The sequence below is a fragment of the Polaribacter sp. genome, assembly GCF_049276715.1.
In the GTDB taxonomy this organism is placed as follows: Bacteria; Bacteroidota; Bacteroidia; order Flavobacteriales; family Flavobacteriaceae; genus Polaribacter.
In genome coordinates this window covers 74,813-95,985 of the sequence record NZ_JBASWY010000021.1, presented here as the reverse complement: position 1 = coordinate 95,985, position 21,173 = coordinate 74,813, and the positions used below count along the sequence as shown (strand labels likewise).

At 29.2% G+C, this 21,173-nt stretch carries 19 protein-coding genes and 2 tRNA genes; 9 read left to right on the top strand and 12 right to left on the bottom strand.

Annotated elements, in window-relative coordinates; all coding sequences use genetic code 11:
* Positions 1 to 6: 6 nt before the first annotated feature.
* The 3 genes from WAO74_RS05475 to WAO74_RS05465 all read right to left on the bottom strand — a co-directional run bounded on the left by WAO74_RS05475 (position 7) and on the right by WAO74_RS05465 (position 3,520).
* Positions 7 to 1,821, bottom strand: coding sequence for an ion channel (locus WAO74_RS05475; protein WP_422160206.1), 1,815 nt, complete (start codon positions 1,819 to 1,821; stop codon positions 7 to 9).
* Positions 1,822 to 1,846: 25 nt separating this feature from the next.
* Entirely contained in the window at positions 1,847 to 2,572 is a 726-nt protein-coding gene (locus WAO74_RS05470) for a DUF6090 family protein (RefSeq protein ID WP_422160205.1), read from the bottom strand.
* Positions 2,573 to 2,740: 168 nt separating this feature from the next.
* On the bottom strand, positions 2,741 to 3,520 hold the full coding sequence (locus WAO74_RS05465) for a DUF6090 family protein (protein ID WP_422160204.1): 780 nt from the start codon (positions 3,518 to 3,520) through the stop codon (positions 2,741 to 2,743).
* 224 nt (positions 3,521 to 3,744) lie between these two features.
* On the opposite strand from WAO74_RS05465, the gene glmM reads away from it, so the two are divergent.
* Genes glmM through WAO74_RS05450 form a run of 3 tightly spaced genes read left to right on the top strand, consistent with a single transcriptional unit; the run spans position 3,745 to position 7,447 of the window.
* A complete protein-coding gene (gene glmM, locus WAO74_RS05460; RefSeq protein WP_422160202.1) occupies positions 3,745 to 5,136 on the top strand; it encodes a phosphoglucosamine mutase in 1,392 nt (463 codons plus the stop codon).
* Between the two features lie 10 nt (positions 5,137 to 5,146).
* On the top strand, positions 5,147 to 5,980 hold the full coding sequence (locus tag WAO74_RS05455; RefSeq protein WP_422160236.1) for a hypothetical protein: 834 nt from the start codon (positions 5,147 to 5,149) through the stop codon (positions 5,978 to 5,980).
* Positions 5,981 to 7,447 carry an aminotransferase class V-fold PLP-dependent enzyme gene (locus tag WAO74_RS05450; RefSeq protein WP_422160200.1) on the top strand — a complete coding sequence of 489 codons (1,467 nt, stop codon included), beginning with the start codon at positions 5,981 to 5,983 and terminating at the stop codon, positions 7,445 to 7,447.
* On the opposite strand, the gene WAO74_RS05445 is transcribed toward WAO74_RS05450, so the two are convergent.
* Entirely contained in the window at positions 7,425 to 8,345 is a 921-nt protein-coding gene (locus WAO74_RS05445) for a lysophospholipid acyltransferase family protein (RefSeq protein WP_422160199.1), read from the bottom strand. The genes WAO74_RS05450 and WAO74_RS05445 overlap by 23 nt on opposite strands.
* An 80-nt stretch (positions 8,346 to 8,425) precedes the next feature.
* Between WAO74_RS05445 and WAO74_RS05440 the strand changes: the two genes are divergently transcribed.
* The gene (locus WAO74_RS05440) at positions 8,426 to 9,079 is read left to right on the top strand and encodes a rhomboid family intramembrane serine protease (protein WP_422160197.1); all 654 of its coding nucleotides are present in this window, start codon (positions 8,426 to 8,428) and stop codon (positions 9,077 to 9,079) included.
* A gap of 301 nt (positions 9,080 to 9,380) precedes the next feature.
* Here the strand turns inward: WAO74_RS05440 and WAO74_RS05435 are convergent.
* Both WAO74_RS05435 and WAO74_RS05430 read right to left on the bottom strand, forming a co-directional pair.
* Positions 9,381 to 9,453 (bottom strand) — tRNA-Gly (locus tag WAO74_RS05435).
* Between the two features lie 179 nt (positions 9,454 to 9,632).
* Complete coding sequence (locus WAO74_RS05430) at positions 9,633 to 10,412, bottom strand: XRE family transcriptional regulator (RefSeq protein ID WP_422160196.1); 780 nt, start codon at positions 10,410 to 10,412, stop codon at positions 9,633 to 9,635.
* Positions 10,413 to 10,464: 52 nt separating this feature from the next.
* On the opposite strand from WAO74_RS05430, the gene dinB reads away from it, so the two are divergent.
* Positions 10,465 to 11,679, top strand: a complete 1,215-nt coding sequence (gene dinB / locus WAO74_RS05425; RefSeq protein ID WP_422160194.1) for a DNA polymerase IV — start codon at positions 10,465 to 10,467, stop codon at positions 11,677 to 11,679.
* A 3-nt stretch (positions 11,680 to 11,682) separates the two neighbouring features.
* Positions 11,683 to 14,643 carry a DNA polymerase III subunit alpha gene (locus WAO74_RS05420; protein WP_422160192.1) on the top strand — a complete coding sequence of 987 codons (2,961 nt, stop codon included), beginning with the start codon at positions 11,683 to 11,685 and terminating at the stop codon, positions 14,641 to 14,643.
* Positions 14,644 to 14,781: 138 nt separating this feature from the next.
* Here WAO74_RS05420 and WAO74_RS05415 read toward each other — a convergent pair.
* Positions 14,782 to 14,855: transfer RNA gene (locus tag WAO74_RS05415), tRNA-Met, on the bottom strand.
* 111 nt (positions 14,856 to 14,966) lie between these two features.
* Here WAO74_RS05415 and WAO74_RS05410 point away from each other — a divergent pair.
* Together WAO74_RS05410 and WAO74_RS05405 are read left to right on the top strand one after the other, a co-directional pair.
* The gene (locus WAO74_RS05410; protein WP_422160190.1) at positions 14,967 to 15,350 is read left to right on the top strand and encodes an START-like domain-containing protein; all 384 of its coding nucleotides are present in this window, start codon (positions 14,967 to 14,969) and stop codon (positions 15,348 to 15,350) included.
* 97 nt (positions 15,351 to 15,447) lie between these two features.
* Complete coding sequence (locus tag WAO74_RS05405) at positions 15,448 to 16,278, top strand: aminotransferase class IV (protein ID WP_422160188.1); 831 nt, start codon at positions 15,448 to 15,450, stop codon at positions 16,276 to 16,278.
* Here the strand turns inward: WAO74_RS05405 and WAO74_RS05400 are convergent.
* The 5 genes from WAO74_RS05400 to WAO74_RS05380 all read right to left on the bottom strand — a co-directional run bounded on the left by WAO74_RS05400 (position 16,275) and on the right by WAO74_RS05380 (position 20,820).
* On the bottom strand, positions 16,275 to 16,832 hold the full coding sequence (locus WAO74_RS05400; RefSeq protein ID WP_422160186.1) for a YqgE/AlgH family protein: 558 nt from the start codon (positions 16,830 to 16,832) through the stop codon (positions 16,275 to 16,277). The genes WAO74_RS05405 and WAO74_RS05400 overlap by 4 nt on opposite strands.
* A gap of 78 nt (positions 16,833 to 16,910) precedes the next feature.
* Positions 16,911 to 17,183: an HU family DNA-binding protein gene (locus WAO74_RS05395; protein WP_422160185.1), complete on the bottom strand. Its 273-nt coding sequence runs from the start codon at positions 17,181 to 17,183 to the stop codon at positions 16,911 to 16,913.
* 184 nt (positions 17,184 to 17,367) lie between these two features.
* Entirely contained in the window at positions 17,368 to 18,312 is a 945-nt protein-coding gene (gene fmt, locus WAO74_RS05390; RefSeq protein ID WP_422160183.1) for a methionyl-tRNA formyltransferase, read from the bottom strand.
* 5 nt (positions 18,313 to 18,317) lie between these two features.
* Positions 18,318 to 20,207 carry a RecQ family ATP-dependent DNA helicase gene (locus tag WAO74_RS05385; protein ID WP_422160182.1) on the bottom strand — a complete coding sequence of 630 codons (1,890 nt, stop codon included), beginning with the start codon at positions 20,205 to 20,207 and terminating at the stop codon, positions 18,318 to 18,320.
* A 4-nt stretch (positions 20,208 to 20,211) separates the two neighbouring features.
* Complete coding sequence (locus WAO74_RS05380; protein WP_422160180.1) at positions 20,212 to 20,820, bottom strand: AAA family ATPase; 609 nt, start codon at positions 20,818 to 20,820, stop codon at positions 20,212 to 20,214.
* Positions 20,821 to 20,891: 71 nt separating this feature from the next.
* Between WAO74_RS05380 and WAO74_RS05375 the strand changes: the two genes are divergently transcribed.
* The gene (locus tag WAO74_RS05375) at positions 20,892 to 21,173 is read left to right on the top strand and encodes a DUF493 family protein (protein ID WP_422160179.1); all 282 of its coding nucleotides are present in this window, start codon (positions 20,892 to 20,894) and stop codon (positions 21,171 to 21,173) included.

Sequence of the window (21,173 nt, the reverse complement as noted above, 5' to 3'; positions counted from 1 at the left end):
CTTTATTTAATTTAATAATTGAGAGATTAACGACACAGAGAAAATAGTCAACATAAACCAGCCAATAAACCCTTGAATAATGGCCAAATAACGAGGCAAACCTTTGATGGGTATTTCTCCAAAACCTAGTGTTGTAAAGGTGTTGATGGATAGCATTAATGCGTTTAGCATTTTGATAAGAATATCATAAATGATGGCTATTAAAAATGCACCAATTAATAAAATGGATTTCCAAATGCGTTTTTTTTGTGGCAAATCGCTCCAAGTACCTTTCATAATATCTACTCGTTTTAAAACGCTTGCAGAAAATTTAGTTCCAGAAATAGCCCATTTGTAGAGTGGGAGCGCAGTTGCTGTAAAAAACTTAGGAACTGTTTTTCCTTGTTGTTCAACTAAGGTTTTAAACTCATCAAACTCTAACAAATCTTCTTTTTGGTTGTCTAAATACACTTCATGAATTCCAGCTTTTTTATTCATATATTTAAAAAAGAAAGCATACCTGTTCATAATTCGTTTTCTTCCATGAGAATCCCAAGAATTAGGAAATAACAAATAGATAAAAGCAAAGAGTAAAATAACATACAAAGAAAAAGTTACTGCCTTCGAAGGTTTTGTACCATAGGCAGAAAATACTTTTAAGAATTGATTAATTTTCCATGTAAAAAAAGTATCGAAGCTAGGCATTTCTTCATAAAGGAAAGCGAACCTTTTTGTTTCTAAATCTTTAATTTCTCTGTACACAGCATTAGCTGATTCCATTTCATGACGCTTCGTATAATAATTATAAAACTTACCTCTAATAGTTTGTTCGGCATTGTAAACATCCCGATCTTGAACCATTACAGTATTAAAATAATGCTCTATATTCCTTTTAGAATAACTTTCTTGATCTAGTTCAAATCCTTTGTGATCAAAATCTGAAGATTCATCACCACCCAACCAATAAAAATATATTTCATTATCAATAATCTTGTTTTCAAATTGTTCCCAAACAATCCAACTAGAATTAGAACTGAGGTCGTCAATTTCTAAAAATATTGGCGCTTTAAAGTTGTTGTTGGCTACTTTCAAATATTCAAGATTCTTTGTGTTTATAGTTAAACTTAATACCTCTGAAATCTCGAACTTATTGTTCATCATTTCATAATTAACAGTTTCTGGAGTAATGTCTTGTGAATAATTTGATATGCTTGCTTCTTTGGAATTAAATTCATTATTACGAATGATTAAATTTCCTTTACCTGATTGCCAAATATTACTCGTATTATTTCGAATATAATTATCAATTAACATTAACGATATATTATTTGTTTCAGAATTGCAAGAGAGATGTAACCTTCCAAAAATGTCCGATTGCCCAATGATAATACTATTAATATTTATTAATTTTTCTTCATTATTAAAAATGCTTAGTCCTTGATGAAAAGTACACTCCTTCAAAATTAAAATGGTGGAATTTTTAAAACTTACATGTTTGTGAAACTGAATAAGTCCCAGACAAGCAATAACGCGTGACTCAAACCCAGCGAAATCAATGTTCGTAAATTCTAGTATTTTGTTTATATGAAGACTATCTGTTCTAGCAAGTTTCGGGTCTAATAAACTATGGCCTTTATCTAAAAAAAGGGAGTCTGTCTTAGCATCAAAAACTATTTTGGCATCTGAAAGCTTAAAGATGCTATCCTTCTCATCTTCAATCATTTTAAAAAGCTGCGTAAAGGAATATTCTTTATATTTTAAATTTTGAGAAAAACTATAATTTGAAAATAAAATTATACTAAAAAATACTACTGTTGTTTTTACACTAATTCTTCTTTTCATAACTCTTCGTTTAATTTAAAAAAAACTATTTGGTTTTTATTTTTAACTCATTTTCAACCAATAAAATCATAGCATCAATATTTTTAGATAATTCTTTTTCATCTATATAAATGGTTTTCATCCAGCTACTTATGTTGCTGACAATATCTTCCATTTCTTGGCTTTTAAAAAACCATTCATAATCTGAAGCATAGCTGCCTTTTGGATATTCATTATAATCTTTGTAAGTTCTTAATCTGTTTGATGAATTTATTTTACCATCTATTGATGGCCAAAGTCGATCATGAATTAACAGTTTTAATGTTTCTGTTTCTTGAGTGGCATTAATAACAAAACCATCAAAAGAGATAATGAGTGATCTTAATTCGGTATTTTGAATAATATCTATTTTTCCAGAGGCAATCAGCGATTTTATAATACCATCACTTGCTTCAAAAGTGAGCACTTCTTCAATTTTTCCTACGGTTGAATCTAATTTTATTTCAGGAATTGCACTAATATCCTTTTGAAATAAAGACAGTAAATAAAAACCACTTTGATATCCTTTTAAATGTTTATCAAGATAATAATTGAGTCTTTCTTTATTTATTTTAAGTTCTTTTAGAAGGTTTTGTAAAATTTCTTGCTCAGCAATTTTAAGTTTTCTATTTTCATTCCAAGTATTAATTTGCAGCGCAATTAAAATACCAATAACAACTAAAATAATTTCACCAATGGCATATTTAAAATATTTGGATGTTTTATTTTCCATAAGTAGTTTTTGACGGATTTTTCTGAAGAATTTTATCATTTTAAATTTTTCTTATAACATTAAAAAAACGAATGAAGAGATGCATAAAGTTTTATGTCTCTGTATTTATTTACAAGATAAAAAATTTTTGGTTCGTTTGTATAAAACTTTAAATATCAGTTGGTTTCATTAATTTTTAAGAAGGTCAATTTCCTTATCAATTTCTGCAATCATTCTATCTACATCATCAATAGACTCATTAACAGTACTTAAATAATCAGACACAATCATAATTTTATTTTTAATGGCATTGGTAAGTTCCAATTTATTTGCTGGCGCATTTAATAGATTGTTTATGTAATTCTGTATTTCTTCATCTACCATTAATAAATCTTCTTGATCTGTGTAATAAGAGATATCCACCTCAGAATATTTTAGAAGAACCGAATAAACCTGTCCATAAAAAACCTGATTTTCGTTTGTTTTAAATATAAAATCAATTTCGCTTGTGTTTAAGTAAAAATCAATAATGTTAGTAATTAAGCTGTCATTTTCAATCAAAGCAACTTGCCCAGAAGACAATAATTCTCTGTAGGTATTGTCTGTATTTGGGTAACTATAAGTAATCATTAGCGAATTCAATTTTTTAGATAAGCTATCTATTGCAGTATAATTTCTTGTTTTATTATAGGTTAATAATAAGTTATTTGCAGTTTCAAGTGTTTCTTCGAAATCTGTTTTTAGCATTTCTAAACCTTCTTTTTGGTAAAACATATCATTGGCAATATTATCTAAATACCAAATTTCTTTTTTCACTTCGTTTCTTTTGTCATTCCAATTGCTAAACTGAATGGCGAGTACAATTCCCACAACTACAAGTAAAACTTCACCAATAGCATAGGCTAAATAATTGCCCAAGCGTTTTTCTACAAGTAATTTTCCTCGTATTTTTTTAAATAATTGTATCATAGCATTTTTTTGGTTAGGTTTTTAAAGATACAAAATAGAATCAATTATTTTAAAAAATTTCGGCGTTCCCTAAAGGTCGCGCTTTACGCACTCGCTTTTTGTTCATTCTTCACAAAAGAGCTCAAACAATTGCTGCAATCTCTAACGCAAACAAAACAAGTAACATTTAAAATGAATGGTTATTAAATTTCAATATTTTATATTTGCAAGACTAAAAAAAGAAAATGACATTAATAAAATCAATATCAGGAATTAGAGGCACCATTGGTGGTAGAACAGATGATAATTTAACCCCAATTGATGCTGTAAAATTTGCGGCTGCTTATGGAGCGTTTATAAAAAATAGAAATCCAAACAAAGACAAAATAACAGTTGTTATTGGTAGAGATGCCAGAATTTCTGGTAAAATGATTTCTAGTTTGGTAGCCAATACTTTAGTAGGTTTAGGTATAAATGTAGTCGATTTAGGTTTGTCAACCACACCAACTGTAGAAGTTGCTGTACCTTTAGAAAAAGCAGAGGGAGGTATTATTTTAACGGCATCTCACAACCCAAAACAATGGAATGCTTTAAAATTATTAAACGAAAAAGGAGAGTTTTTAAATGGCGAAGAAGGTGAGCAAATTTTAGCGCTAGCAGTAAGTGAAGATTTTACTTTTGCAGAAGTAGACGATTTGGGAACTTACACAAAAAATAATACCTATTTACAAAAACATATTCAAGAAGTTTTAAACTTAGAATTGGTAGATGTAGAAGCTATTAAAAAAGCTAATTTTAAAGTAGTGGTTGATGGTGTGAATTCTACTGGCGGAATTTTTATACCTGCTTTGTTAAAGGAATTAAACGTAGCATGTATCGAATTATACTGTACACCAAATGGACAATTTCCTCACAATCCAGAACCTTTAAAAGAACACTTAACAGATATTTCTGAGTTGGTTGTAAAAGAAAATGCAGATTTCGGAATTGTTGTAGATCCAGATGTAGACAGATTAGCTTTGGTTTGCGAAGATGGTTCTATGTTTGGTGAAGAATATACACTGGTTGCTTGCGCAGATTATGTTTTAGGAAGATTAAAAGGAGGAAATACTGTTTCTAACTTATCATCTTCTAGAGCGTTAAGAGATGTTACTGAGAAACATGGTGGAACGTATACTGCTTCTGCAGTTGGTGAAGTAAATGTTGTGATTAAAATGAAAGAAACCAACACAGTAATTGGTGGAGAAGGAAATGGAGGGATCATTTACCCAGCATCGCATTATGGACGTGATTCTTTGGTAGGTGTTGCCTTATTTTTATCACATTTGGCGCATCAAAAAATATCTTGTAAAACATTAAGAGATTCGTATCCAAGTTATTTTATGAGCAAAAATAAAATTCAATTAACACCAGAAATCAATGTTGATAAAATTTTAGAAACCATGGCTGCAAAATATGCAAACGAAGATGTAAATACCATTGATGGTGTAAAAATCGACTTTGCAAATGAATGGATTCATTTACGTAAATCGAACACAGAACCAATTATAAGAATTTACACAGAAGCAAAATCGCAAGATGCAGCAGATGCCTTAGCAGAAAGATTTATCACAGAAATTAAAGAAATAATCGCATAACATTTTGAAAATTAAAACTTCTTTTTTAGTTCTTTTATTAATTTCAGTATCTATTTTCTCTCAAGAAAAAAAAATACCGAAAGTTTCCAATAAAGGAAAAATGTTTATTTATTGGGGCTGGAACAGAGCTAGTTTTTCTGATTCAGATATCACTTTTAAAGGAACCAATTACGATTTTACGTTGCAAGATGTTATTGCAAATGATCGAATAACAGATTTTACTTTTGATTATTTGCATCCTACAAAAATAACTTTACCACAAACAAATGTTAGAGTGGGTTATTTTTTAAGTGACAATTACACCATTTCAATTGGTGTAGATCACATGAAATATGTGGTAAAAACCTATCAGACAGTAAAAATAAATGGAGAAATAAATGCAGGCACTCCTTTTGACGGTGTTTATAATAATGATGATATTCGACTTGTAAATGAATTTGTGCAATTAGAACATACAGATGGTTTAAACTACGTAAATGTTGAGTTTAAAAGATTTGATGAAATTGGGCATTTGATTGGCATGAACAATAAAGATTTTCAATTGAATATTACAGAAGGTTTTGGAGCAGGAATTCTGTTTCCAAGAACAAATGCAAAAATTTTTAATCAAAAAAGATGGGACGAATTTCATGTTTCTGGTTGGGGAGTTTCTGTTGGAGCTGGTTTAAATCTAACTTTTTTTAAGCACTTTTTTATTCAATCAGATCTAAAATATGGCTATATTAATATGCCAAATATAAGAACCACAGAAAACATAGAAGATTCAGCTTCACAGAGTTTTACATTCTTCCAAAAAACAATTGTTTTTGGTGCTAAATTTAATATTTTAAATAAAAACAAATAAATGAATTTAGAGCAGTATTTTTCGCAATTTAGAAGTCATATTATTGGCATCAATCAAACTTTTAAATCTCCTTATGGAGAGCAAAATTTGGTGTATTGTGATTGGACTGCAAGTGGACGATTATACAGACCCATAGAAGAAAAAATCTGTAACGAATTTGGCCCTTTTGTGGCAAATACACACACAGAAACATCAACTTCTGGAGCAGCAATGACGCTGGCTTATCATGAAGCTAGAAACATTATAAAGCGTCATGTAAATGCAAATGCTAACGATGTTTTAATTACAACAGGCTCAGGAATGACAGGTGTTGTAAATAAATTTCAACGTATTTTAGGGTTAAAAGTTGCTGAGCATTTAAAAGATTATACAAGTATTCCAGAAGATTTAAAACCCATTGTTTTTATTTCGCACATGGAGCATCATTCAAACCAAACTTCGTGGTTAGAAACCATTGCAGATGTTGAGGTGGTACCTTGTGATGAAAATGGTTTATTGTGTTTAAAAGAGTTCGAAAAATGCATTTTAAAACACGAGCACAGAAAAATAAAAATTGCTTCTATAACCTCTTGTTCTAATGTTACAGGTATAAAAACGAATTACCATAAAGTTGCAAAATTAATTCATGATTATAATGGATTGTGTTTTGTAGATTTTGCTTGTTGTGCACCTTATGTAGACATTAATATGCATCCAGAAATAGAAGAGGAATACTTAGATGCCATTTTCTTTTCTCCACATAAATTTTTAGGTGGCCCAGGAAGTTCAGGCGTTTTAATTTTTAATAAAAAATTGTATAAAAATACCATTCCAGATAATCCAGGAGGAGGTACAGTAAGTTATACAAACCCTTGGGGACAACATGATTATTTCGATGATGTAGAAACCAGAGAAGATGGAGGAACACCCGGTTTTTTACAGACCATAAAAATTGCTTTGGCAATTCAGGTAAAAGAAAAAATGGGTACTGATAATATCAAAAAAAGAGAAGACGAAATTAACGAAGTTGTTTTTAAAGCCTTAGAAAATTTAAAGGGAGTTAAAATATTAGCTCCAAATCAGAAAAAAAGATTGAGTATTTTTTCTTTCTATTTCGAAAAATATCACTTTAATTTAGTAGTAAAATTATTGAATGATCGTTTTGGAATTCAAACCAGGGGAGGTTGTTCTTGTGCAGGAACTTATGGACACTTTTTGTTAAATGTAAATCAAGAAACTTCTAATAGAATAAAGAATTTAATTTTAGGAGGTTGTAATACAGAAAAACCAGGCTGGGTTCGTTTGTCTTTACATCCAACAATTACCAATAAAGAGTTGGAATTTGTTTGTACATCTTTACAAGAATTATCAGAAAATATCGAAGATTGGGCTAAAGATTACAGCTACGATTCTGTTAAAAACGATTACGTTCATAAAACCATAGAATCAATTGAAAAAGAGCTGGTTAGCTCTTGGTTTTCTTTTTAGCAATATTCATATTTGTCCATTCTTCAAATCGATGCTGATGCTTAAATCTGTTATGAGACCATAAGTAGATTTCTGGTTGATTTCTGATGAACTCTTCAGTTCTTTTTAGGTACTTTTCTGTAATTTCATAATCATTAAAACTGTTGGGTTCGTCAGTTATAACTTCATATTCAGTTTCATAATACCCTCTTTTAATTTTACGGACTACAGAGTTAATTACCACAAAATCAAACTTTTTCGAAATGGATTCTGCACCTGTATGAATGGGTAATTGAACCCCAAAAAAATGACTCCAATACAACGTTTTTTCAACCATAGGAGATTGATCACTTAATAAAATGTATAAAGATTGAATATTGTTTTTCTTATTTTGAAGCATTTTTTTAACAGTATCTGAGGTTTTAACTCCAATAAAGCCAAATTTCTCTCTGTTTTGCTTCATTTTTTTTTCGAAGAAATCATTTTTTAATTTACTGTAAGAACCGTAAACTTTTATATTTAAAACTAAAGGTAAATTAATAATCCACTCCCAATTTCCTAAATGCGAACCCATTAAAGCAATACTTTTACCTTGTTGAATATAATTGTCAATTACTTCCGGATTTTTATAAGTATAGCGCTTTAAAATTTCTTCTTTAGAAATAGAAAAACCCTTTAAACTTTCTACAATTAAATCTGTTAAATGATGGTAAAAAGCTTTCGTAATTTTTTCTTTTTCTTGAGCTGTTTTATTCGGAAAAACATAAGATATGTTTTGGACCACAACTTTTTTTCTATACCCTAAAACATAATAAATTACAAGAAAAAAGAAGTCAGAAACGATATATAATAAGCGCATTGGTAATTTAGAAAGCATCCAAAGACATGCATATAAAATTTCTAAATGTAAATATTTCATAGAATAAATATAGAGTACAAATATCTGTATTTAAATTTAAAATGAATAATTAAACAAAAGAGTTTTATTATGTTTGTAGCATGCTACAAGAATCGAATTTAGTGGTCTTACTTATTATAGTTGCAAACGTTTTATTTTCTATGAAAGGTTTCGATAATTATGCTTTTTTAGATAAATTTAAATTTCAAGTTGGCAGAGTAAAAGGCGATGAAAAAATTAGAATGTTAACATCTGGTTTTTTACATGTAGATTGGTTGCATTTAGGATTAAATATGTACGTTTTGTATATGTTTGGAGATATTGTTGCCTCTTTTTTAGGTAATTTTAATTTCTTGATTATCTATTTTGGTAGCTTAATAGCAGGTAGTTTGTATACTTTACATTATCATAAAGATGAGCCTTATTACAGTGCTGTAGGTGCTTCTGGTGCAGTTTCTGGTATTGTATATTCGTCTATATTATTATTTCCAGAAATGCAATTACGATTGTTTTTTGCCATACCAATTCCTGGCTATGTTTTTGCTGTTGGATATTTGCTATACTCCATTTACGGAATGAAAAAGCAATTGGGTAATGTTGGACATGCTGCACATTTAGGAGGCACTATTGGAGGTTTTGCACTAACACTTTTGTTAAATCCTATTTTATTTACCACCAATACAATTTTTGTAATTCTGTTAATAATACCTATTGTTTTACTTTTGTTTTTTGGAGATAAATTAAAGAGTTTGTAAAGAGTTTGGAGTTGGAAGTTGGAAGAAAGAAGAGCCAAGAGTCAAGAGTCAAGAGAAATAAGATTAATACACGTCTTTGCGAAGTTTGCTTTTTTACAAACTGAAGCAATCTGTAATTCTAACAAGAAATTATTTAATTTTAAGCATAAAAAAAGACCTAATTATTTCTAATGAAGTCTTTTGAGCGAAAGACCAGGTTCATCTCGACTTCGCTCGATATAAACTTCTCACCTTAATTTTGTTATTTTTATTAAATTTTAAGCATAAAAAAAGACCTAATTATTTCTAATTAAGTCTTTTGAGCGAAAGACCAGGTTCGAACTGGCGACATTCAGCTTGGAAGGCTGACGCTCTACCAACTGAGCTACTTTCGCGTGGTAAAGAGCTACAAATATAAACTCATTTATCAAATTTGCAACCTTTTTTTACTGAAAAAAATAATATTATTTTCTAAATTCGATATCAACTTTTATTTCAATAAAAATAATTTAGAACAAAATCTTAGTTTGTAACTTAAAGCTTAAATATTTAAAATTACTTATTAAAAAAACTATCAAATTATTTTTAATGATTTTTCTAATTGCTTCAATTCAATACCCAATTCGTTAAACATTTGAATAATGCTACTTAGTTTTAACTCATGTTCTTCATATTCTTGCGTGTTTATACTACAGGTAAATTTCCAAAGCTCTAAAACTTCTTCAATAGGTACAGAATAAGATTGATATTGTTTATTATCTGGCTTTAATAAAAGAGAACCATTCGTTTCAATATTATTTTCTATTCGTTTATAAGTCATTCCATCATTTTTAGTAATAATGATGTAAGAATAACCACTTTTAGCATCTACAATATCTTCAATAAATTCTGCAACCACATAAGAACCATTTTTCATGGGTAACATAGAATCCCCTTTTATAGGAAAAGCTCTATGTTTTCCTGTGGGTAAAAAAGGGAGTTTAATTTTATCTAATTGCTCAATATATTCTGGGTCATCATAGCCTAATAAATAGCCAGCAGAAGCTTTTGCAGGAATAACTTCAATTAAATTCTCATTATCATGATCAACAGTAATAGGAAACAATACTCTTTTGTTACCTACTTCTATAAAAGATACATCTGTAGCTTTTGTTAAATCGTTTTTGATGATAATATCTATAGGGATTTTAAAATAATCAGAAAAAGCAATTAAAAACTCCAAGGTTGGTGAAGATCTGTTCTCTTCATAAGAACTTATTCTAGATCTGGTTACAGCTAATTCTTCTGCCAAAGCTTCTTGAGATAATTTTTTGAGCGATCTTAAATGTTTAATGTTTTTTGATAAAGTAATCATAATGCTACAAATTTGAGCAACAAATGTACGAATATGTAGCTAATTTTACAACATGCAAAAACATATTTTACATCTCGATTTAGATACTTTTTTTGTTTCCTGTGAACGATTGATAGATAGCAGATTACAAAAAAAACCATTGTTGGTTGGTGGCACTGGAGATAGAGGAGTAGTAGCAGCTTGTAGTTACGAAACTAGAAAATTTGGTGTGCATTCTGGGATGTCTATGAAAATTGCAAAAGGCTTGTGTCCTGAAGCTATAATTATAAAAGGAAATACAGGTATCTATTCTAAATATTCGAACCTTGTTACAGAAATTATTAAAGAAAAAGTGCCTGTTTTCGAAAAAGCGAGTATTGATGAATTTTATGCAGATTTATCTGGAATGGATGCTTTTTTTGGAAGTTATAAATACGCATCAGAATTAAGGCAAAGAATTATAAAAGAAAGCGGATTGCCAATTTCTTTTGGATTATCGCAAAATAAAATAGTGTCTAAAGTAGCCACTGGAGAAGCAAAACCCAACAATCAATTATTAATAAATAAAGGATTCGAAAAACAATTTTTAGCACCTTTATCCATCAAAAAAATACCCTCTGTAGGTACTAAAACCTATCAAATTTTAAGAAATCTTGGTGTTGATAAAGTAAAAATAATTCAAGAAATGCCTCTAGAAATGATGGTGAGTGTTTTGGGAGTGAATGGTAAAACAATTTGGGAACGTGCAAACGGAATTGACAATTCGCCAATTATCACGTATCACGAACGTAAATCTTTATCAACAGAAAGAACCTATAATAAAGACACCATTGATATGGTAAAACTAAAAGATACCATTTTTGCGATGGCAGAAAATTTGGCATATCAATTAAGAAGAGGAGATAAATTGACAGGAAGTATTAGTGTAAAAATTAGATATTCAGATTTTAATACCTACAGCAAACAAGTTAAAATTCCGTATACAAGTGCAGATCATAAAATAATTCCTGTGGTTTTAGATTTGTTTCAAAAACTATATCAACGTAGAATTTTAATACGCTTGGTAGGCGTAAAAGTATCTGATATTGTTTCTGGGAATTATCAAATTAATCTTTTTGATGATACAGAACATCTCATAAATCTTTACAGTGCAATGGATACAATTCGAAATAAATATGGCGAATTAAGTGTAATGAGAGCAACAGCAATGGGTGCAAAAAGCATTGGTAGATTTAGCAATCCTTTTAATGGAGAACCGCCTTTGGTTTTGGCACACAGAAAACAATAATTTATGTATTTAAATTGTCATACATACTACTCATTGCGTTTTGGTACGTTTTCGGAAATTGAACTTTTGCAACTGGCAAAAGAAAATAATAGTAGTTGTATTGCTTTAACAGACATCAACAATACTTCTGCTTGCATGAATTTTGTGCAACAAGCAAAAAAACAAGACATAAAACCAGTGATTGGTGTAGATTTTAGAAATGGCAATTCGCAACAATTTGTTGCATTGGCAAAAAATAACGAGGGTTTTAAAAACATCAATCGTTATTTATCTTCTTTTTTAGAAGCCAAAAAAGTTTTTCCAGACAAACCGAAATTTTTAGAAGATGTTTTTATCATTTATCCTTTCGAAAAAGTACTGGAGCTAAATTTAACTGATTTTAAAGAAAATGAATTTGTAGGTATTTCAGTGGCAGAAATTAACAAACTCCGTTTTTCTTATTTAAAAAAGTACGAAGATAAATTAGTAATTCAGCAGCAAGTAACCATCAGAAATAAAAAGGATTTTAATGCACACAGATTATTGCGTGCTATAGGTAATAATCTGTTATTAAGTAAATTACCAATAACAGAGCAATGTTTACCAACAGATATAATGCACCCTGTAACTGATTTGCAACAGTATTTTAACGAGTTTCCAAACCTCATTGCAAACACAAAATTCCTCTTACAACAATGTAAAATAGAGTTTGGTTTTGGTGATAAAAGAGAAAATCAAAATTTAGATTTGTATGGCAATAGTTTTGAAGAAGATTGCAAAACATTACTACATTTATGCAACACAAAAATTTACAAACGCTATAAAAATGTCACCCAAGAAGTACACAATAGGCTTCAAAAAGAGCTAAAAGTAATTATCGATTTAAAGTTTGTTTCCTTTTTTTTGATCAATTATGATATTATTAGTTATGCCAAAAAAAACAACTTTTTTCATGTGGGTAGAGGTAGTGGAGCAAACAGTATTGTAGCTTATATTATTGGCATTACAGACGTAGATCCTATTGAATTGGATTTATATTTCGAACGATTTTTGAATCCTTTTAGAGCTTCTCCACCAGATTTTGATATCGATTTTTCTTGGAAGGATAGAGAAGAGGTTACTCAATATATTTTTAATCGATTTGAGAATGTGGCTCTTTTAGCTACTTATAATACTTTTAAATATAGAGCAGTTGTTAGAGAATTAGGCAAAGTTTTTGGCTTGCCTAAAGAAGAAATTGATAAAATTAGTAAAGGTAAAAGACAGCCTATTGAGCTAGATGAAATGTCTAAATTGGTGCTTAAATACGGAAAGTTAATTGAAGGTTTTCCGAATTATGTAAGTGTACATTCAGCAGGGATTTTAATTCTAGACAAACCTGTACATTATTATTCAGCAACCAGTTTACCACCAAAAGGTTTTGCAACAGTTCAGTTTGATATGAATATTGCAGATGATGTAGGCATTTTTAAATTTGATATTCTAGGGCAAAGAGGTTTGGCAAAAATTAAAGATGCATTAGAAATCATCAAAGAAAATAATCCAAATCATCCACCCATAGATATTACAGATATAGAAAGTTTTAAGAAGGATAAAAAAATAAATAACCTTTTAAAAACAGGTGGTGCAATTGGTGCTTATTATGTAGAATCTCCTGCAATGAGAGGTTTAATGCAAAAATTACAAACCCAAGATTATTTAGGTTTGGTGGCTGCAAGTTCTATTATAAGACCAGGCGTTTCTGGCTCTGGAATGAAAGATGAATATATAAAAAGACATCGATTTCCTGAAAAGCGAAAAGAAGCGCATCCTATTTTATTAGAAATTATGCCAGAAACTTATGGAGTAATGGTGTATCAAGAAGATGTGATGAAAGTTGCCAATAAATTTGCAGATTTAACTTTAGGCGAAGCCGATGTTTTACGCAGAGGAATGAGTGGGAAATATCGTTCTTTATCAGAATTTAAAGCAGTGGAAGATAAGTTTATCAATAATTGTAGAAAAAAAGGTTTTAAAGATGAGTTGATTTTTGAAGTTTGGAATCAGATTAAAAGTTTTGCAGGTTATGCTTTTGCCAAAGGGCATTCTGCGTCTTACGCAGTTGAAAGTTACCAAAGTTTGTTTTTAAAATGCTATTATCCTATTGAGTTTATGACTGCTGTTTTAAATAATGGTGGTGGTTTTTATTCCACAGAACATTATATACACGAAGCTAAAATGTGTGGTGCAATTGTAGAGTTGCCTTGTATTAATAAAAGTGATCATGGAAATATTGTCGAACAAAAAACTATTTATCTGGGTTTTGGATATTTAAAAAATTTAGAACATTTAGTCGTGCAAAGAATATTAACAGAACGTCAATTATATGGGGAATATAAATCTTTGGATGATTTTTTAGATCGAATAGCAATAAGTATTGAGCAACTCACAATTTTGATAAAAATAAGCGCGTTTCGTTTTACTAAAAAGAATAAGCCAGCTTTATTATGGCAAGCTCTTTTTAGATTGCAGAAAAGTAAAATAAACCAGAAAAGTATTCAAGAAAAACTATTCACGCCAAAGCATAAGACTTTTGTTTTACCGGAAATAAAAACCCATTGGATAGAAGATGTTTATGATGAAATGGAATTAATAGGTTTTACAATTCATAATTATTTTAAGTTGGTTGTTGATGAATTTCATCCTCACATAAAAGCAAGAGAAATGCATTTGCATGCAGATAAAAATGTGCTTTTGTATGGAAAGCTAGTAAATACTAGACATAATAAAACATCACAAGGAAAACTAATGCGTTTAAGTACTTTTATAGATGCAGACGGTTTTTATTTTGATGCCGTTCATTTTACAGATGTTGTTCATTTATATCCAATAAATGGAATGGGAATTTATGCCTGTTATGGTAAAATAACCAATCGATTTGGATTTTGTAGTATGAATATTATAGAATCTAAAAAGATGGGTGTTTTAAATAATAAAATTGATTAATTTTTGGCTCAGAATAATACAATTTCATAAGTAAATCGTGTACTCTATCGTGTACTTCTTGTAAAAGTAAGAAAAATGAAGGCATAAAAAAACGAATTGTAAAACACAATTCGTTGATTTAATTAGTTTTAAATATTGTAGCGAAGACGGGAGTTGAACCCGTGACCTCAGGGTTATGAATCCTGCGCTCTAACCAACTGAGCTACCTCGCCATTATTTATTGAGGGTGCAAATATAATTGATTTTTATAGATTCGCAAGAAGTGTTTTTAATTTTTTTAAAATAGAATTAATACCTATCTTGTGAACCTAACCAAATATAAAATGGACAAAGTAAAATACGAATTAGAAATTCCAATACACGCTTCACCAAATATGCTTTATCAGTATATTTCTTCTCCATCAAATTTACAAGAATGGTTTGCTGACAAAGTGAACTCTAGAGGTAAAATTTTTAGCTTTATTTGGGATGGATTAGAAGAGAAGGCAAAACTATTATTGAAAAAATCTGAAGATAGAATTAGATTTAAGTGGTTAGAAAGTGAAGATGATGAAAGTTTTTTTGAAATTAGAATTCAAGTAGATGCGCTTACGAAAGATGTTTCCTTAATAATTACTGATTTTGCAGATGATGAAGATGAAGTAGAAGAATCGAAACAACTCTGGCAAAACCAGATAGATGAATTAAAACATACTATTGGTGCTTAAAGAACATAACATATAAATAAAACTCAGCGAATGCTGAGTTTTTTAATGTCCTAATTTTCTAAAAAATTAGTAATTTTGATATCTCAAAAAAAAAAAGATGGTTAATTTTAATGGAGAATTATTATTTGAAGAAAATATTAATTTAACAATTGAAAATAGAGGTTTTAAATATGGTGATGCTATTTTTGAAACCATAAAGGTATTGAACGATAAAGTTGTTTTTTGGGAAGATCATTATTTTAGATTAATGGCCTCTATGAGAATGTTAAGAATGAAAATTCCTATGGAATTTACTTTAGAGTTTTTAGAACAAGAAATTTTAAAAACAGTTAAGGTTCAGGATGTAGCCAATTCTTATCGAATTCGTTTAAATATATTTAGAAAGGATGGAGGTTTTTACACGCCTAAAACCAATGAAATTGATTATTTAATAGAAGTAAAAGAAAATAATTATCAAACAAAAGATATTTATACGGTTGATGTTTATAAAGATTTCTATAATTATTCCGGAATTTTATCAACCATAAAAACAAACAACAGAATGGTAAATACGCTAGCTAGTATTTTTGCCAAAGAAAATGATTTAGATAACTGCGTTATAATTAATGAAAAAAAAGGAGTTGTAGAAGTTACGAATGGTAATATTTTTATTCTGAAAAATAATATTGTTAGAACGCCATCATTAGAAGAGGGTTGTATTAAAGGTGTTATGAGAAAAAAAGTAATAGAAATTATTGCTAAAAACAACGATTTTGTATTAGAAGAAACAACTATTTCTCCATTTGAAATTCAGAAAGCAGACGAAGTATTTATTACCAATGCCATTATAGGTATACAGCCAATTACTCTTTATAAAAAGAAAAGTTTTAAAACCGAGTTTAGTGCTAAAATTTCAAAAAGTTTAAAAATAATGGAGATTACTTCCTAGTTTAAGTTAATATCACTTGGGGCATTTGCCCAAAGCTTGTAATTGCCTCCTTTTTGAATTAATTTACTTCTCCACAAAGTATCGTTACTTTTAGAAAAGATATCTGTTATATCATTTTTAGATATAAACCAAGAGTTTGTGTTTAACTCATTTAAAAGTTGATTTTTTCCCCAACCAGAATATCCCAAGAAAAACCGGATATCATTTTCTTGAAGCAAATTATTATGCAGTAAATGTTTTAAAGAATCGAAATTTCCTCCCCAAAAAATACCATTATCTACTTCTATGCTTTCTGGAATAAGTTCAGGTACTTTATGTACAAAATATAAATTATCTTGCTCTACAGGCCCACCTTCATAAACTAAAAAAGAACAATTAATTTCTGGTAAAAGATCAGTAATAGTAAGTTCTAAAGGTCTATTTAATATAAAACCAACAGAATTATTTTCTGTGTGTTCTGTAATTAAAATAATGGCTCTGTTAAAAGAGATGTCGTTTAAAATAGATGGTTCTGCAATGAGTAACCTACCTTTAAGAGGTTTTAGTGTGGACATAAGTAAATATAGGCAAATTATAGAAATAAAAAAAACCTTCTTAAAAGAAGGTTTTTAATATAAAATAAATGTGTAAAATTAGTTTACAGCATCACTTAATCCAGCTCCAGCCTTAAACTTTGCTACATTTTTTGCAGCAATTTGAATAGTTTTTCCAGTCTGAGGATTTCTACCACTTCTTGCAGCTCTGTTAGAAACTGAAAAAGTTCCAAAACCAACTAATGCTACTTTATCTCCACCTTTTAAAGCAGAAGTTACATTATCTGTAAAAGATTCTAAAGCTGCTTTCGCTGCTACTTTAGATATACCTGCATCAGCAGCCATTGCGTCGATTAAATCTGACTTGTTCATAATAAATAGATTTTAAATTAATTGAATATTTTTTTTTGCTTATTAGCTTAACAAATATAGACGTATTAAGGGTTTACACAAATTTGACCCTTAAAAATAGGGGTTTTTGTTAATAAATACATGGAAATTGTTAATAAAGGCAGCTTCTAAAATCAAAATCATCTAAAACCTTACCAATAAAGGGTTAAATCATTTTTGCATTTTCAGAAAATGTAAAACCATTTAAAAGACTTTTAGCATCCATTTTTTTCTTTCCAGATAGTTTTATATCCTTTATTATAACAAATCCATTTTTAACGGCCACTTTTATTTCTTTATTCGCAATAATAATTTTTCCATCATTATAATTATGTTGTTCAACTAACTTTTCTACTTCATAGATTTTAGCAGAAATTTCTTCATCATTATTTTGAATGTTTGTCCATGCAGCTGGAAAAGGATTTAAACCTCGAATTTTATTATACACTTTATGCACATCTTCAGACCATTTAATTTTGGTGTTTTCTGATTGTAATTTTGGAGCTTCTTTTGCTTCTAATAGAGGCTGTTTTATTGTTTTAATATTCCCTTCACTAATTTTATCAACGGTTTCCTCCACTAAATGGGCGCCTAAAAACATTAGTTTATCATGCAAAGAGCCTACAGTTTCGTTGTTCAAAATTGCAATTTCTTTTTGTAGAATAATTTCTCCAGTATCTATTTTCTCATCAATAAAAAAAGTAGTTACACCTGTTTTCGTTTCTCCATTTATAATTGCCCAATGAATAGGGGCAGCACCTCTGTAAGCTGGTAATAAAGAAGCATGTAAGTTAAAAGTACCAAATTTCGGCATTTGCCATACTGTTTTTGGTAACATTCTAAAAGCTACTACAATTTGTAAATCTACTTTCAGATCTTTTAAATTTTCTAAAAACTCTTCGCTCTTTAAATTGGTGGGTTGTAAAACTTTTAAATTTTTACTTTGCGCATATTTTTTAACGGCAGATTCATTTAGTTTTCTTCCTCTTCCTGCAGGTTTATCTGCAGCAGTAATAACACCCACAATATTATATTTTTTCTGCACTAAATGTTCTAAAATTGCTACTGCAAAATCTGGAGTTCCCATAAAAACAATTCGTAAATTTTTCATAGTTGTTATTTTAATTGATATTTATTTTGATGATTTATTTCTATTTTACCTTCAGATAATAGCTGTCTTAAATTTAGTAAAATGTCTTTTTCTTTTGCTTTTAAATGTTGATTAATTTCTTGCGACGTTAACTCATTTTTTTTATTTAGAATGGAAATAATATCTGAAGAAATATTTTTTGAAAGTCCCTTTTTTTCGGCTAAACAAACATCACAAATTCCACATTTTTCAGTTGATTTTTCATCGAAATAATTTAAAATTTTGATGCTTCTGCAGACCTTATTGTTCTCTATAAACGAAATAAAATCTGTTGCTTTTTTTTCTTTTTGTCTTAGTATTTTTCTAATTTCTTTAGAGACAGAATTGATGGTTCTGTCATCTTCTCTTGGAACCAAAAAACGAATTTCTGTATTTGTTTTTATAGGAGTGTATTCTAGAATTTCATCTGCATGCAAGCGTTCTAAATTAGCAATTACTTGGTTAGAAGTACTATTGTTTTTCTTCGCAAGTGTAAATTCATCTATTTTAACTAATTGTTCAAATAAGCCAGTGTAAGTTCTTAGTATTGAGTTTATAAAATTTTTACTATCAATATTATTGATAGCGTAAGAAAGCACATTTTTACTGCTTGTTTTAAAAAATATGGTCGATTTTTGATTGTAAGAATTTGTAATTTCTAAGATACCATTGTTTGCTAAAATAGTTAGAATTACGTCTGCTTTTTTTGATGAGAAATTATAAATTTTACAAAATTTGGAAAGGTTGAATTGAAACGATTCTTCTAAAATTTCACCTTTCGAAATTCTAAAATATTGATAGAGTTTTTTATGAACTTCTTTTATTTCTTCGATAGTTGAAAGTGCATCTTCTAATTGCTTTTTATGTCTAAAAATATCGTTCTCATTTTTTAATAAAACTGCAAACGATTTTTTATTATTTCTGCCAGCTCTTCCAGATTCTTGAACGTAATTTTCGATGCTAAATGGCAGGTCTAAATGAATAACGATGCCAACATTTGGTTTGTCAATTCCCATACCAAATGCATTTGTTGCCACCATAATTCTGGTTCTTTCCTCCATCCAATTATCAAAGGCGATTCTTTTATCAATTATAGAAAGTCCACCATTATAAAAACTACTTTTAAAATTTTTGGCATTTAGAAAATTGGAAATTTCTTCGGTTTTTTTTCTTGAATTTACGTAAACAATTGCAGGTGTTTTCGTTTTCGTAAATATCTGTTCGAGCTTCAAAAGTTTGTCTTCTACATTAAATATTTGATAGGCTAAATTTTTTCTAAAAAAAGATTTCCTAAAAATAGAAGGGCTCTTTAAGTCCAAGTTTTTCGAAATATCTTCTAAAACTTTTTCATTTGCAGTAGCCGTAAGTGCAATAAAATTTATGTTGGGTTTTATTTCTTTTAAGATGTTAATATTTCTGTATGATGGTCTAAAATCATGTCCCCATTCAGAAATACAATGTGCTTCATCTATTGCCACAAAAGAAATAGTAAGTTCTTTTAATTTTTCTTGAATTAATCTAGATTGTAATCTTTCTGGAGAAATGTATAAAAACTTAAAATTACCAAATTTTATATTGTCAAAAAGTCTGATTATTTCATCGAAAGTTGCTCCAGATTTAATAGTGGTTGCTTTTATATTTCGATGTTCTAAATTTTTAATTTGATCTTGCATTAATGCAATTAGTGGCGAAATAACTAAACAGATTCCTTCTTTTTGCATGGCAGGTACTTGAAAACAAATAGATTTTCCACCTCCAGTTGGTAACAAAGCAATTACATTTTTACCTTTTAAAACAGCTTCTATAATTTCTTTTTGTGGTGTTCTAAAGGATGAAAAATTCCAATAAGATTGTAAAATTTCTTCTGATGAAATCATGAGTTTATGAAATCGAGTTTAAAATAAATTGGATTCTATCTGGAACTGTACCAAAAGGCACATTTTTAATTTTATAGCCCAATTCTTTGTACGCATTTATTAGAAAATGATCAATTATTTTTGTTTCTTCGAAACTTTCATAACGTTCATTATCAGTAACGTGTATTTTTTTCCAAGGGGAAAAATGAAAAATATAATCGTACTTGTATTGATTGCTTTTTTCTAAAAACAAAGTAGGATAATCTGTTTTAAAATAATTCATGTAAGCATGAACATCAGGAATTCCTCTATCAAAAAAAATAATATTTTCGGTTGTTTTTTGTGCCTCTAAAAATTGTTTTTCTCTGCCTTTTAAAAGTAATTCACTAAACAATAAAGGTTCTGTTAAGAAAAGCTGTTCAATACCATCTTTTTGGGCTTTAAGGGTAACTTCTCTTGAAACTTCATCAAAACAAAAGAAATTTCTTTTTTTTAGCTCGTTTAAAACGGTTGTTTTTCCTGTGCCTGGACCACCAATTAGCACTATTTTATTTTGATTTTTTTGCAAGAATATTTTTTTGATTGTATGAAATACGTGATTGACTTTTTTATGAATCTCACAAAAATAAATCATTCGTTTTATAAAACTAATTTTTAATGTAATTTTGTCTGTTGATTACGAAAGTAGAAATATGAAATTGAATCATGAGTAGCAAAAACGATTTTTATTCGAAACTAAAAGTACAGTTAGAAGATACTACACAATTTCCTTCAGATTATTTGTACAAGTTTATTGTACCCACAGATGAAAATCAAGAAGAAGAAGTGCAAGAAATTTTCAATAATACAGGGGCTGTAATAAAAACCAAAAAATCTAAAACAGGAAAATACGTTAGCTTATCTGTTGTACTAAAAATAGAAAATGCTAGTAAGGTTATAGAATATTATAAAAAAGTAGAAAAAATTAAAGGAATTATATCATTATAA

Excerpts from the sequence above, each read along its gene's own strand:
- WAO74_RS05475 (WP_422160206.1), bottom strand. The coding sequence starts at position 1,821 with ATGAAAAGAAGAATTAGTGTAAAAACAACAGTAGTATTTTTTAGTATA.
- WAO74_RS05470 (WP_422160205.1), bottom strand. The coding sequence starts at position 2,572 with ATGGAAAATAAAACATCCAAATATTTTAAATATGCCATTGGTGAAATT.
- WAO74_RS05465 (WP_422160204.1), bottom strand. The coding sequence starts at position 3,520 with ATGATACAATTATTTAAAAAAATACGAGGAAAATTACTTGTAGAAAAA.
- glmM (WP_422160202.1), top strand. The coding sequence starts at position 3,745 with ATGACATTAATAAAATCAATATCAGGAATTAGAGGCACCATTGGTGGT.
- WAO74_RS05450 (WP_422160200.1), top strand. The coding sequence starts at position 5,981 with ATGAATTTAGAGCAGTATTTTTCGCAATTTAGAAGTCATATTATTGGC.
- WAO74_RS05445 (WP_422160199.1), bottom strand. The coding sequence starts at position 8,345 with ATGAAATATTTACATTTAGAAATTTTATATGCATGTCTTTGGATGCTT.
- WAO74_RS05440 (WP_422160197.1), top strand. The coding sequence starts at position 8,426 with ATGCTACAAGAATCGAATTTAGTGGTCTTACTTATTATAGTTGCAAAC.
- WAO74_RS05430 (WP_422160196.1), bottom strand. The coding sequence starts at position 10,412 with ATGATTACTTTATCAAAAAACATTAAACATTTAAGATCGCTCAAAAAA.
- dinB (WP_422160194.1), top strand. The coding sequence starts at position 10,465 with ATGCAAAAACATATTTTACATCTCGATTTAGATACTTTTTTTGTTTCC.
- WAO74_RS05420 (WP_422160192.1), top strand. The coding sequence starts at position 11,683 with ATGTATTTAAATTGTCATACATACTACTCATTGCGTTTTGGTACGTTT.
- WAO74_RS05410 (WP_422160190.1), top strand. The coding sequence starts at position 14,967 with ATGGACAAAGTAAAATACGAATTAGAAATTCCAATACACGCTTCACCA.
- WAO74_RS05405 (WP_422160188.1), top strand. The coding sequence starts at position 15,448 with ATGGTTAATTTTAATGGAGAATTATTATTTGAAGAAAATATTAATTTA.
- WAO74_RS05400 (WP_422160186.1), bottom strand. The coding sequence starts at position 16,832 with ATGTCCACACTAAAACCTCTTAAAGGTAGGTTACTCATTGCAGAACCA.
- WAO74_RS05395 (WP_422160185.1), bottom strand. The coding sequence starts at position 17,183 with ATGAACAAGTCAGATTTAATCGACGCAATGGCTGCTGATGCAGGTATA.
- fmt (WP_422160183.1), bottom strand. The coding sequence starts at position 18,312 with ATGAAAAATTTACGAATTGTTTTTATGGGAACTCCAGATTTTGCAGTA.
- WAO74_RS05385 (WP_422160182.1), bottom strand. The coding sequence starts at position 20,207 with ATGATTTCATCAGAAGAAATTTTACAATCTTATTGGAATTTTTCATCC.
- WAO74_RS05380 (WP_422160180.1), bottom strand. The coding sequence starts at position 20,820 with ATGATTTATTTTTGTGAGATTCATAAAAAAGTCAATCACGTATTTCAT.
- WAO74_RS05375 (WP_422160179.1), top strand. The coding sequence starts at position 20,892 with ATGAGTAGCAAAAACGATTTTTATTCGAAACTAAAAGTACAGTTAGAA.